At 71.5% G+C, this 12,236-nt stretch carries 13 protein-coding genes and 1 riboswitch; of the genes, 5 read left to right on the top strand and 8 right to left on the bottom strand.

What is annotated here, in order from left to right:
* Nucleotides 1-165: 165 nt before the first annotated feature.
* Genes IE226_RS15665 through IE226_RS15655 form a run of 3 tightly spaced genes read right to left on the bottom strand, consistent with a single transcriptional unit; the run spans nt 166 to nt 2,459 of the window.
* Nucleotides 166-900 (bottom strand): 2OG-Fe(II) oxygenase, encoded by a 735-nt coding sequence (locus IE226_RS15665; RefSeq protein ID WP_190081802.1) that lies wholly within the window; start codon nt 898-900, stop codon nt 166-168.
* Between the two features lie 46 nt (nt 901-946).
* Nucleotides 947-1,450 (bottom strand): methylated-DNA--[protein]-cysteine S-methyltransferase, encoded by a 504-nt coding sequence (locus IE226_RS15660; protein WP_190081801.1) that lies wholly within the window; start codon nt 1,448-1,450, stop codon nt 947-949.
* A gap of 49 nt (nt 1,451-1,499) precedes the next feature.
* Nucleotides 1,500-2,459: a DMT family transporter gene (locus IE226_RS15655; RefSeq protein WP_190081800.1), complete on the bottom strand. Its 960-nt coding sequence runs from the start codon at nt 2,457-2,459 to the stop codon at nt 1,500-1,502.
* Between the two features lie 168 nt (nt 2,460-2,627).
* A riboswitch (ZMP/ZTP riboswitch) is annotated at nt 2,628-2,713 on the top strand.
* Between the two features lie 21 nt (nt 2,714-2,734).
* Between IE226_RS15655 and IE226_RS15650 the strand changes: the two genes are divergently transcribed.
* Together IE226_RS15650 and IE226_RS15645 are read left to right on the top strand one after the other, a co-directional pair.
* Complete coding sequence (locus IE226_RS15650; protein ID WP_190081799.1) at nt 2,735-3,595, top strand: bifunctional 5,10-methylenetetrahydrofolate dehydrogenase/5,10-methenyltetrahydrofolate cyclohydrolase; 861 nt, start codon at nt 2,735-2,737, stop codon at nt 3,593-3,595.
* 351 nt (nt 3,596-3,946) lie between these two features.
* Nucleotides 3,947-4,732, top strand: coding sequence for an SAM-dependent methyltransferase (locus IE226_RS15645; RefSeq protein WP_190081798.1), 786 nt, complete (start codon nt 3,947-3,949; stop codon nt 4,730-4,732).
* 62 nt (nt 4,733-4,794) lie between these two features.
* Here the strand turns inward: IE226_RS15645 and IE226_RS15640 are convergent, their stop codons facing one another.
* Both IE226_RS15640 and IE226_RS15635 read right to left on the bottom strand, forming a co-directional pair.
* A complete protein-coding gene (locus IE226_RS15640) occupies nt 4,795-5,952 on the bottom strand; it encodes an FAD-dependent oxidoreductase (protein ID WP_190081797.1) in 1,158 nt (385 codons plus the stop codon).
* Nucleotides 5,953-5,997: 45 nt separating this feature from the next.
* On the bottom strand, nt 5,998-6,708 hold the full coding sequence (locus tag IE226_RS15635) for a TetR/AcrR family transcriptional regulator (RefSeq protein ID WP_190081796.1): 711 nt from the start codon (nt 6,706-6,708) through the stop codon (nt 5,998-6,000).
* Nucleotides 6,709-6,969: 261 nt separating this feature from the next.
* Between IE226_RS15635 and IE226_RS15630 the strand changes: the two genes are divergently transcribed.
* From IE226_RS15630 to IE226_RS15620, 3 genes are all read left to right on the top strand, one after another.
* Nucleotides 6,970-7,443: an ATP-binding protein gene (locus IE226_RS15630; protein WP_190081795.1), complete on the top strand. Its 474-nt coding sequence runs from the start codon at nt 6,970-6,972 to the stop codon at nt 7,441-7,443.
* Nucleotides 7,444-7,497: 54 nt separating this feature from the next.
* Nucleotides 7,498-7,854: a DUF779 domain-containing protein gene (locus IE226_RS15625; protein WP_190081794.1), complete on the top strand. Its 357-nt coding sequence runs from the start codon at nt 7,498-7,500 to the stop codon at nt 7,852-7,854.
* Between the two features lie 188 nt (nt 7,855-8,042).
* Nucleotides 8,043-9,227 carry a phosphodiester glycosidase family protein gene (locus IE226_RS15620; protein ID WP_190081793.1) on the top strand — a complete coding sequence of 395 codons (1,185 nt, stop codon included), beginning with the start codon at nt 8,043-8,045 and terminating at the stop codon, nt 9,225-9,227.
* A gap of 16 nt (nt 9,228-9,243) precedes the next feature.
* Here IE226_RS15620 and IE226_RS15615 read toward each other — a convergent pair whose 3' ends face one another.
* From IE226_RS15615 to IE226_RS15605, 3 genes are all read right to left on the bottom strand, one after another.
* Nucleotides 9,244-10,824: a hypothetical protein gene (locus tag IE226_RS15615; protein ID WP_190081792.1), complete on the bottom strand. Its 1,581-nt coding sequence runs from the start codon at nt 10,822-10,824 to the stop codon at nt 9,244-9,246.
* A 70-nt stretch (nt 10,825-10,894) separates the two neighbouring features.
* Complete coding sequence (locus tag IE226_RS15610) at nt 10,895-11,089, bottom strand: hypothetical protein (protein ID WP_190081791.1); 195 nt, start codon at nt 11,087-11,089, stop codon at nt 10,895-10,897.
* Between the two features lie 146 nt (nt 11,090-11,235).
* Nucleotides 11,236-12,093 carry a phosphatidylinositol-specific phospholipase C/glycerophosphodiester phosphodiesterase family protein gene (locus tag IE226_RS15605; RefSeq protein ID WP_190081790.1) on the bottom strand — a complete coding sequence of 286 codons (858 nt, stop codon included), beginning with the start codon at nt 12,091-12,093 and terminating at the stop codon, nt 11,236-11,238.
* Nucleotides 12,094-12,236: the final 143 nt, after the last annotated feature.

Raw genomic sequence — 12,236 nt, 5'->3', positions numbered from 1 at the left:
GGGCGGTGTCCGCCAGGGGTGCCCGCCGGGGGCGCCCGGCGTGCGGCTGGAGTACGGCCTTCCGTCCGGCCCGTACAGCGGGTGCGTACGCGGGTCCGGCGGCTCGGCGGCTCGGCGGCTCGGCGGCTCGGCGGCTCGGCGGCTCGGCGGCTCGGCGACCAGGACTTACGCCGCGTCGTGGAAGACCAGGCCCAGCGTGTGCCGCCGACCGGAGCGGACGGTGCTCACGCCGTGCCGCATCGGTCCGGTCGACCAGCCGCGCTTGGAGGCGACGGGACGGTCGCGGGTGGTGAAGATGAGCCCGTGGCCCTGCGGCAGGGTGGTGGACGAGGCGCGGGACTGGGCGCGGGGGCGCTGCTCGGTCATGACGAACTCGCCGCCGGTGAAGTCGGTCCCGGGCGCGTCGAGACCGATGACGACCTGGAGCGGGAAGAGCATGTCCCCGAAGACGTCGCGGTGCAGGGCGTTCCAGTCACCGGGGCCGTACCGCAGGAGAATCTGCGCGGACTTGGCCTGCCCGGCCGCGTGGCACATCTCCAGCCACTCCCCCAGGCTCCCGGGCCAGGGGGCGGGCTTGCCGAGCCTCGCCGCCCAGTCGCGGGCGACGGGCAGCAGCCGGGGGTAGAAGGCCTCGCGCAACTCCCTTACGGTGTCGGGCAGTTCGTGGGTGAAGTAGCGGTACTGGCCGGAGCCGAAGCGGTAGCGGGCCATGTCGACGGTCGAGCGGAATCGGTCGGTCTCGTCGTACAGGGCGGCGATGTCACGGCACGCTTCGGGGGTCAGGAGCCGGCCGGTGAGGGCGTGACCGTGCTCGTCGAGCTCGGCGGTCAGCGCGTCCCAATCTTCGGCGGCGACGCGCGCGCCCGCGTCGGCATGTGCCGGTTGCGTCGTGTCGGTCATGGTCGGGGGCCCTTCGTGGTCGTGCGGGTGCGGCGAGGAGGGCAGATCAGACGAGGGTGGGCTGCATGGCGCCTTCGTGGGTGAGGAGGCGTACCTTGCGCTCCACGCCGCCCGCGTAGCCGCGCATGGAGCCGTCCGCGCCGATGACGCGGTGGCACGGGCGCACCAGGAGCAGCGGGTTCGCGCCGATCGCGGCACCCAGGGCCTGGACGCGGGCTCGGTCCACGCCGAGCCGCTCGGCGAGTGCGCCGTAGGTGGTCGTCGTGCCGTACGGGATCCGCTCCAGTGCCTGCCAGACGCGTTGCTGGAAGTCGGTGCCGCCCGGGGTGAACTCGATGTCGAACGCGGTGAGTTCACCGGCGAAGTAGGCGGCCAGTTGTCGTGTGATGCCGGTGAAGCGCTCGGGGTCGCGGGGCCGGCCGGTCCGTACCGCCGGGGCGTTCCGCTGTCCGGGCATGGACAGCGACGTCAGCGAGACGCCGTCCCGTGTCGGCTCCCCCACCAGCAGCAGCTCGCCGAGCGGGCTGGCGACGGTCGTGTGGACGGTCATGGCGGCCTCCCTCTTTCCTTTTCCTTGCCTCTCCTTGCTTCCTTCCGCTTCAACGGTGCGGTGTCGCGACCTTGGATGCTGGCGGAATTCGGACATCACACTGGGGGTCCGGCCGCCGGTCCGGCAGCTGCTTCTGCCGACGCGTCATACCGACTCCGAGCAGGACGACCACCATCCCCGCGGCCACCCGGAGGCTGAAGTCCTCGCCGAGCACGACGGCGCCGAGGGCCACGGAGACCACCGGCAGCAGATAGCCGACCGTCGCCGCGTTCGTGGCGCCCTCGTCCGCGATGATCCGGTAGGTGAGGTGGAAGGTGACGCCGGTGGCGAAGACCCCCAGGATGACCACGGCGAGCACGGTCGCGGGAGCCACGTGGACCGTCGCCGTACCGCCGACCGGCAGGGCGAGCGCCGTCAGACCCGTGGCCGCCACGAGCTGGGCCGCGGAGAGGGAGAGGGTGGGCATGCCCTTGCCGACGAGGTGGCGCCCCATGTACGCGAAACCGACGGCGTAGCTCGCCGCGGCGCCCAGGATCGCGAGGGCGCCCCAACTCGTCATCCCCGACTGCTGCCACGGGGCGAAGATCAGCGACGTACCCGCGAAACCGAGGAGGAGTCCGGCGAGACGGACGGGGCGCAGTCCGCGCTCCGTGCCGATGGCGAGGCCGATCAGGACGGACCACAGCGGTGTCGTCGCGTTCAGGGCGCCCGCCACCCCGGAGTCGACCGTCTGCTGTCCGACGCTGAGGAGGCCGAAGGGCAGGGCGTTGCAGAAGAAGGCGGCGACGAAGATGTGCTTCCACGTCGCACGGTCGGCGGGCAGACGGCCGCGGGTGCCGAAGAGCAGGAGCATCAGGGTCGCCGCGCCGAGTGCGCAGCGCAGGAGCGTGACCTGCACGGGTGTCAGGCCCTCCAGGGCCAGTTCGATCCAGAGGAAGGTGGATCCCCACAGGAGGGCGAGCACGCCCACTCTTACCGCTGCCCGGGTTCGTCCGGTGACGCCGTTCATCGTCGGCCCTCCTTGTCGGGGCCGTCGTCATCCGGTGTTCTGCGGCCGCTTCAGTGAACCCTGCCGCCGCCGACCTGAAAGGACAAGCAAAGAGTTCTGAACTTCCGTTAAGCTCAGCTACATCCAGAGCACCTGCGCCCTCCCGGGCCGAACCGTCCCTTAGGGTGAGAGGCGGGCCGTGACTGGCGCTGAGGTGGAGTACCACCGGGGAGCGGCCTGACATCATGTCGCCGCCGCGCGCCTGGGCAATTCCCCCTGAAGCTCAGGAGTGGCACATGCCCCGGACGCAGACAGCTCGCCTCATGGACGGCACCGGCCTCGCCCGCCGCATCCTCGAAACCACCACCGCGACCGCCGCGGACATCCGCCGCCGCACCGGGTCGTCCCCCTGCCTGGCGACCGTCCTGGTCGGCGAGGACCCCGCCTCGGTGACGTACGTCCGCATGAAGCGCGCCCGCTGCGAGAAGGCGGGCATCGAGTCACGGCACGTGGCCCTGCCCGCCTCGGTCTCCACCGCCGGCCTGGTGGAGACGATCACCGCTCTCTCCGAGGACCCGACCGTGCACGGCATCCTGCTCCAGCATCCGGTGGGGCCCCACATCGACGAGCGCGCCGCCTTCGAGGCCATCGCACCGGCCAAGGACGTCGACGGCGTCACCATGCACTCGTTCGCGGCGATGGGCTTTGGCCTACCCGGCTTCGTGTCCTGCACCCCCGGCGGCATCATGCGCCTGCTCGACGAGTACGACGTCGACCTCACCGGCAAGCACGCCGTGGTCGTGGGCCGCAGCGCCATCCTGGGCAAGCCGGCGGGCATGCTGCTCCTGGGCAGGGACGCGACCGTCACGTACTGCCACTCGCGCACCGCCGATCTGCCCTCGATCGTGCGGCAGGCCGATGTCCTGATCGCCGCGGTCGGCAAGCCGCGCTTCATCGCCGGCGCGGACATCAAGCCCGGCGCCGTGGTGATCGACGCCGGCTACAACGAGGGCAACGTCGGCGACGTCGACTTCGACACCGCCAGGGACCGCGCGGGCCTGATCACCCCCGTCCCCGGCGGCGTCGGTCCGATGACCATCGCCGTGCTGCTCGCCCAGACGGTCGAGGCGGCGACGCGGCAGCTCGGCGTGGGCTGATCACGGCCGCCCACCAGCGCCGCGAGGGCCGGGTCGACGCTCATGAAGATCCCGCAGGAGCGGGCGTCGACCCGGTGCGGGGCCGCCGCGCAGCCCGCGTGCCGCCGCGCCGCGGAACGCGGCAGGCGCGACCGACTGCGGGCCCGGGAAATACCGTCGCGACGGCGTCGTGTTCCGCCCGCTGCGGCAGCGGCGCTCCTGCCCGATCTCTACCGGCCGTGAGGCAGCGGCGACCCTCCGCAACCCTTCGCGACCTGCGTCGACCGTAGCCCCAACAACCCATGCCCAAGGTCATGTTGCTGTGGCAGACTGCGGCTTCCCGAGCGTCTCTCAGCAGCAACGGAGTGCGTCATGACCGCAGGTGTGCCCAGGCCGACGATCGACACCAGCAACCCGCATCCCGCGCGCGTCTACGACTGGCTGCTCGGCGGCAAGGACAACTACCCCGTCGACGAGGCGGTGGGCGAGAAGCTGCCGCCCGAGGCGAAGGAAGGCGCGCGGCAGAACCGCGAGTTCATGAACCGTGCCGCCGCCTGGCTCGCCTCCCAGGGCATGACCCAGTTCCTCGACATCGGCACCGGCATCCCCACCGCGCCGAATCTGCATCAGATCGTCCAGGGCATCGTGCCGTCGGCGCGGGTCGTCTACACCGACAACGACCCCATCGTGCTCCGCCACGCGGAAGCCCTCCTCGTCAGTCACCCCGAGGGGATGACCGACTACCTGCAGGCGGACGTCCGCGAGCCGCTCGAGATCCTCGATCACGCCCGCGGCCTGCTGGATTTCGAGCGCCCGATCGCCCTCTCGCTGATCGCGCTCATGCACTTCCTGCCCGACGACCAGGACCCGTACGGCATCGTGCGCACGCTGGTCGACGCCCTGCCCACGGGCAGTCACCTGGTGCTCTCGCACGCCTCGTCCGACATCTTCCCGGAGCTCTCCGCGCAGGTCACCGCGGAGTACGCGAAGGGCGGCATCCAGCTCGGCTTCCGCGACCGCGCCGGGGTCAGCCGCTTCTTCGACGGGCTCGACATCGTGGAGCCGGGCCTGGTGACGGCCCCGGAGTGGTTCAGGGACACCGCGCAGCCGAAGCAGGAGGAGAGCGGGATCTACGCCGCCGTGGCGCGCATTCCCTGATGGAGCGCGGCGCCCGGGCGCCTCAGTGGCCGGGCCGGCCGCCAACCACCCGGCCGCGAAGGCTAGTTGCCCGCGAACATGTCGAGCAGGCCCTGCGGCGCGTCGGCCCGGAAGCAGCGGACGAGGCTGTCGGCGGACTCGGCGGCTGCGTTCTCGCCGCGCGGAAACAGCGCCTCCTCGTAGGCGGCGAGCGCGGCTTCGGTGTCGCCGGGGTGCGCGGCCAAGGCACCGGCGAGTTCCGAACCGTCGAACATGGCGAGGTTGGCGCCCTCCCCCGCGAAGGGGGACATGAGGTGGGCCGCGTCACCGAGCAGCGTGACACCCGGGACGCGCTCCCAGCGGTGGCCGATCGGCAGGGCATGGATGCGGCGCGGGGTCAGCGCGCCGTCGGCGTCGGCGATCAGCGCCTGCAGACTCTTGTCCCAGTCGGCGAAGTGCTCCAGGACGACGGCCTTGGCAAGCTCCGTGGCCGTGAAGTCGACGGAGGAGATCCAGCCCTCCGGGACTTGGAGGGCGGTGTAGACGTGCAGGCTGCCGTCGATCTCGCGGTGGGCGAGGAATCCCTTGCCCTCGCCGAGGGCCATGAACATGCCGCCACCCACAACGGCGGCGCTCTCCGGGTGGCGGGCATCGGCGTCGAGGAGGTCCACCTCGACGAAGGAGACACCGGAGTAGGCAGGGGTGGCCGCCGAGACCAGGGGCCGGATACGCGACCAGGCACCGTCCGCGCCGATCAGCAGGTCGGTGGTGAAGGCCGAGCCGTCGGCCAGGGTCACCTCGTGGCGGCCGCCGCCGAGCGGGCGCGCCCCGGTGACCTTCGCGCCCCAGTGCACGGCCCCGTCGGGCAGCGATCCGAGCAAGAGGTCGCGCAGTTGGCCGCGCTCGACCTCGGGGCGGCCGCCGTCGCCACCGTCCGCCTCCTCCAGCCGGACCACGGCGTCCTTGTCCAGGACGCGCATGGCCTCGCCGCCGGGGTGGACGAGCGCGCGGAACTCCTCGTAGAGATCGGCGGCGCGCAGAGCGGCCTGTCCGGTCTCCTCGTGGATGTCGAGCATGCCGCCCTGGCCGCGGGCCGCCGGTGAGGCCTCCAGGTCGTACAGGGCGGCGTCGATGCCGTTGACGTGCAGGACACGGGCCAGGGTGAGGCCGCCGAGACCCGCGCCGACGATGGCTATGGGGTGATGGGGGCGGTGCGGGTGGTGGGGGTGGCGTGTGGTCATGGCGTTGCTCCTTGCTGATGGTGGGGGGCGGCGGGGTGTCCGCGCTCAGTTGCGGGTGTCGCCGGTGCTGCCCTCCGGGATTGGCGTGTGCAGAATTCCGTCGATCAGCACACGGAAGCCCCAGGAGACGCGGGTCTCCGGCTTGCCGGACACGAGCTCCCCGGCAAGGCCGGCGACGTGCGGGTGGGTCTGCGCGGAGGCTCCCCGCAGGGCGCCGGCGACCGCGTCCCACTCCTCACGGGCGACCTCGGCGTCCCCGTCGCCGGGGGCATGCTCGGCGGCGGTAGCGGTGGCGTACTGCAGCAGCAGGTCGACGCCCCAGGCAGCCTGACCCGGCGGGACCCCACCCTCGTCCAGCAGGGCGAGCAGCGTTTCGATGAGCCGCAGGTAGTGCTCACCGCGCGGCCGGGCCACCAGTGCGGCCTTGGCCAGACCGCGGTGCCGGAAGAGCACCTCGGTGTAGGAGGTGAGCACCTGCTCCAGGCGCTCGCGCCAGTCACCGTCGGCCGGCGCCGCCTCCACCGCGCCGAGGAGCTCGTCCAGGATCGCCGCGTGCAGCTCGGCGGTGTTGCGGACGTAGACATAGAGGGAGGCGGGGCCGGTGTCGAGCTCCCGGGCGAGGCGGCGCATGGTCACCTTGCCCAGGCCGTCGGCGCGCATGATCGCCACCGCGGCGGCCACGATCCCGGACCGTGTCAGGGCCGGCTTCGCCGGGCGCTCGCGGCGGCTGCGGGGGGCATCGGAATGAGCTGTCATATGACCAGCATAACGAACATGTTCGTTACGTGCATGTTCGTTACGAGCGCGTTCGCCACGGACGTGTTCGTCCAGGCCACGACAGTGCGCATTCCCGCGTCGCAGCGGGATGCTCGCCTGCCGGATCCTGATTGGGGATCAGCAGGGGCGGGCATCAGGGTGGGACAGGATCGACCACGCAAGAGATACGCCGGGGGCGTCGCGGTGAGCCCATTCCGTCGCGAGCACACCGGTCGTCCCGGGGGAGGGAAGTGAGTCGCCATGCGTGCGCACCAGCGCGCCCATCGGCACGTCACCCGCGTTGAGTACGCACTGCCGCAGGAAGCCGCGTCGGCCGGCCGGGCCCGGAGGTTGACCTCCGCGTTCCTGACCCGCTCCCGTCGGCACCTGAAGGAAGTGGACGCCGAACGGGTGGACGATGCCACGCTGATCGTGTCCGAACTCGTCACCAACGCCACCCAGCACGGCCGCAGCCCGTGCCGTCTGCGCCTCGAGGTCTCCGACGACCAAGTGACCGTCGAGGTCCACGACGCGAGTCCCGAGGGCCCACGGGTCCTCAAGCCGAGCACCGAACGGGACAGCGGGCGGGGGCTCGCCATGGTGCGGCACCTCGCCGCGCGCCTCGAAGTCGTCGGCAGCGGCCGGCACGGCAAGGCGGTCCGTGCGGTGCTCGCCCTTCCGCACCTCGAGTCCCGGCCCCTGCTGCAACGTCCTCGCAACCTTGCCCGCAGTTGACTGGGCCCCCGCCTCGACGGCGGCCCGGTGACAAGGGACAAGGAGCGGCAGCCCATGACCGATGCCCCGCGCGTGGAGCTGACCCCCGCCGCCGCCGATCTGGTGCGGCGGCTGAGGGAGGCTCACGGGCCGCTGATGTTCCATCAGTCCGGCGGCTGCTGTGACGGCAGCGCCCCCATGTGCTACCCCGAGGGCGAGTTCCGGACCGGCGACTCGGATGTGTGCCTGGCGTCGCTGACGGTCGATGGAGTGGCCGAACCGGTCGCCTTCTGGATGTCGAAGAGCCAGTACGACGTGTGGAGTCACACCCGGTTGGTCGTCGACGTCGTGCCGGGCCGCGGCAGCGGCTTCTCGCTCGAAGCCCCGGAAGGCGTACGTTTCCTCATCCGTTCCCGGTTGGTGGGCACGTAGCCACCCGTCCGGCGCTGCCCTCTGGTGCACTATCTGACCGACCATCACACTGAGGCAGTTGGTCGGCCAGTCAGACGTCAGGGGGCACGGTGGCGACACGACGCAAGCACACCTCAAGACGGTTCAGATCGGCGAGGGCGGCGCTCTCGGTATTGACGGCATTCGGCACGCTGGCCGGTGCGGCTCTGATGGGAGCGGCACCGGCCGGCGGCGTGGAGGCACCAGAAAAGACGGCGGCCTCCCGGATCGCGCCGGGCGTGAAGTACTGGCACTTCGACATCCCGGCCTCCCACGGCACGGCCCGGGCGCACGTGCTCGACATCAACCTGAGGGACCCCCGGACCGGCGTGGGCCTGCTCTATCCGGGTGAAGTGGGCGCCCGTTCCGCCGTATCCGCTCTCGCGGACGGAGCGGGGGCGGTCGGCGGGATCAACGGCGACTTCTTCAACATCTCCGAGGCACAGCACCCGGGCGTCGAAGTCACCGGCGCGCCCGTCGGCCCGGCGGTCGCCCGCGGTCGCGCCCTCAAGGGGGCGGTGCCCAACGGACAGCGCTTCGGCCCCGCGATGCCTCCGGGTGTCACCACCGAGGCCGTGCTCGGCGTGGGCTACGACGGCCGGGCCCGGCTGGACAGCCTCCGCCTCGACGGACAGGTACGCGTCGGCCAGACCCGTCTGCCGCTCGGCGGACTCAATCAGTACGCCCTCCCCGTGGGCTCCGTCGGCGCCTTCACCAGCGACTGGGGCCGCACGTCGCGGGTGCGTTCCACCTGCGGCACCGACACGAACCGCGGCGCCCCCTGCAGCACGGACACCCATGAGGTGACGGTGCGCGGCGGCCGTGTCGTGGAGTCCGCGGGCACCCCCGGCAGCGGTCCGGTGGCCGCCGGCAGCACGGTCCTGGTCGGACGCGAGGCGGGCGCCCAGGAGCTGCGCAAACTCTCGATCGGCGACCGGGTGCACGTGCGGCACCGCCTGGTGGCCGCCGAATCGCGCATGCCGTTCCGCTTCGCGCTCGGCGGCTATCCGGTCCTGCGGGGCGGCGCCCCGCTGTCCGGCCTCGACTCCGTCACCTCGGCCGTGCGCACGGCCGCAGGCATCTCCGACAACGGCCGGCGCCTGCTCCTCCTGTCCCTCGACGGCTCCCCCGAGTTCCGTACGGGCCTCACCGTCGCCGAAGTGGCCGACACCCTGCGGGGTCTTGGCGCACGGGACGGCTTCAGCCTGGACGGCGGCGGTTCCTCCACCCTGGTCTCCTCCGCCACCCTGGTCGCCAGAGCACCGGGCGCGCAGGCCGTCACCGTACGCAACAACCCCAGCGGCGGCGCGGAACGCCCGGTGGCCAATGGCATCGGCGTGTTCTCCCGGGGCTAGCCGGAGGCGGGGGTGTTCACTCGGCGTCCCGCACCGCCACCAGGCCGTTGAACACCCCCACGTACGCGGTGCCGTCCGGCCCGAGGGTGACCGGGGCCCAGTTGTTGTCGTACGCGATGCCCGTGCCGGCGAGGCGCTTCCACTTGGTCTCGCCGGTGCGGAAGTCGACGGCCGTCAGGTACCAGGCGTCGATGCCGAGGCTGTTGGGCTCCTTCGTGTAGAAGTACAGCAGCCCTGAGGCGGTCGACAGCTTGGGCACGTTCGAGGGGGCGCGGACGTCGCTCTCCCACACGGTGTCGCAGCCGCTGCCGTCCTCGCGTACGTCGATCCTGCTGACGCCGCCGACGACGCTGCGCCCGAAGGTGAGCGAGGTGATGTTCTCGTAGCCGTAGTTGTTCTCCACGACGAGGCTGTTGCCCCAGCTGATCAGCGAGTTGTCGGTGGTGGACGCGCCGGAGCCGAAGACGGGGACCTCGCAGACGAGGCGCTTGTCGTCAGGGACGTCGTCGCCCCTGCGGTAGACGAGGACGTTCATGCGGTCGTCGGCGTTGTCGGTGATGGCCACGTAGTCGTCGTCGCCCTGGCCGAAGAGGTCGGGTGTGGTGCCCGAACCCTGGTTCACCGAGCCGGGCTTGGTGCCCGTCCCCCGGTCGTAGGTCTGGCGCCAGACGGTCTCGGGGGTGCCGTCCGCGCCGGCCCGGAAGCTGTAGAGCGCGTGGTCGGAGACGATGGACACGCCGTCCTCGGCGACGGAGAAGGAGTTCTGGATCTCCTCGCCGTCGAGGCGGACGGAGCGGATGTCGCCGGATCCGGGATCGACGGTCCCGACGCGTCCCTGCCGGGTCACCCACCAGATGCGGCCCTCCCAGTCGGGCATGACCGAGGTGACCGGGTCGCATTCGCCGCTCGGGTAGAGATTGGCCCAGGACACGCAGTCGTGCGGGACGTGCGCCGTCAGGTCCCAGTCCTTGTCGACGACGAAGCGCCAACTGCCGTCCGCCCTCTGCTCGTGCGCGAGCCTGACGATGTGCTGGCGGGAGTCGGCGAGGACGAGCCGGTCCTTGTCGTCGAGATAGGAGTAGGCGCCGCCCGAGGTGTCCTTGAAGATCTTGGAGAAGTCCAGGCGCGTGATGGCCTCGACGGTGGAGGGGCGCTGCGGGAGCTTGTACTCGGCGAGCGTGGCCATGGTGTCCGGGTCGAGCAGCTTGACCAGGAAGCCGGTGAACGTGCCGCAGACGGTGACGATGCGGCCGTCCCTGTCGAAGGTGACGGTGGCGCACTCACCGCCGAGCGCCGCCATCTTCTCGCTGCTGACCCGAGGCTTCTTCCCCAGCGGTCCGTTCCAGGGGTACGTGCCGCTGCCCGCCGCGTCCGCGTGCATCCCGCTGCGGCCGTTGGCGGCCAGATACGGGTGCTGGGGCGGCTGTTCGCCGGGCAGCGGGCGGGCGTCGGCGGGTGTGCCGGTGTACTGGTCGACGAGCCGGTGCCCCGGAGCCTTCGGTATGTCGTCCGCCTGTGCGGGATACGCGAAGGACACGGCCGAGACCGTGAGTGCGGTCAGGGCGAGGGCGCTGCTGAGGGTTCTGCGACGCGGCATGGGCCGAAGCTAGGGCCAGACCCTTGAAGTGTCCATGGAAAGATGACAGTTGTTCATGAACACGCAACGATCATGGCTGCAGGCCGCTGACGATGTCCGCCGCGGCCGTGACCCCGTTGTGGATGGTCGGCGCCATGCTCGAACTCGCCAGATAGAAGCCGAGCAGCGCACAGACCAGGGCGTGCGAGAACTTCAGCGCGCCATTGCGCAGAAAGACCACTGCGAGGATCACCAGCAGCAGCACCACAGAGACCGAAACGGCCATCGGGACAACCTCCTCCGCCACGTCCGCACCGCGGCTCTGGGCCGAGTGTGGCGCAGCGGAGGGACCGTCCGGGCGACCGGCATGTCCTCCGAACGGGTGTTATGTGCCGGGGCGTTGCTCCGGCCCGGCCGTCGCCGGGCCGGGTTCTACCGCCCGTGAGCGTCGAGGAACGCCTCGAGGCCCGCGAGATCGTCCGTGTTCAAGTGGTCGACCCCGGCGGCAAGGAGCTCGCCCCACACCGCGTCGCGCGCCGGTCCCGCCAGGTCGGGCGTGGCCCAGAAACGGACGCGCTGCCCGCGCTTGTGGGCGGCCGAGACGATGCCGCGCAGCTTGTCGCGCTCGGCGGCGGGGATCGGGCCGACGCCCTGCCAGCTGAAGTTGAGGGTCCAGTTGTCGCTGATCAGCGGGATGAGAGAGGCGGGCGCCGCACTGCCCAGGTCGGCGAGGCGGCCGTCGTAGAAGGCGCGGCGCACGCGCTGGGCCTCCATCGGCGCGCGGGCGGCCCGGTCGCCGGATATCACCGCCGTCACGGGTCCGCGGTGGACCTTGCCGTGCGTGTACGTGGTGAACAGATGCCGGTAGCGCCGCAGGTGGCGGTCGAGTTCGAGGTACGTCGCCGCACCCTCGGTCTTGATGTCGATCAGGAGCTGGAAGGGGGTGCGTTGGTAGCCCCGGTAGACGGAACCGTGGTTGGCGCGCACGCGGGCCGCCAGGGGGTCCAGGTAGAGCGATTCGAGGGTGCGGGCGGGGTCGAGGTCGATCGGGTCGTGAGCGACCAGGAGCGCGCCGTCGACGAGGTAGATGTCGGCCTCGACGCTGCCGAAGCGGTGGTCGAGCGCGTCGAGCAGGGGCCGGGGGTGCTCGTAGTCGTTGTGCGCGTGGGCACGGACCAGGGGGCGGGGTCCGTGGCCGCGCTCGCTCGCCTGCGCGTACGCGGGGACGGCCGCGGTGCCGGCGAGCGCGGCACCGAGGGTGAGGGCTCTACGACGGGTGACGAGTGCCATGCGGACTCCCGGAAGGGGCGAGGGGTGAGGAGAGGGCCTCAGTGAGTATGAGGCCATGCCCGCGTCAAGAAACCCCCTCGCGAAGGGAGTTGGCGCTCTCGACGCCCCGCGTTAACTCCGCGAACCCCACGCCCCCTCGGGGC

The sequence above is a fragment of the Streptomyces longisporoflavus genome, from assembly GCF_014649775.1.
Classification (GTDB): Bacteria; Actinomycetota; Actinomycetes; order Streptomycetales; family Streptomycetaceae; genus Streptomyces; species Streptomyces longisporoflavus.
Note: the sequence above shows the minus strand (reverse complement) of the source record. Positions and strands in the feature narration are given on the sequence as shown.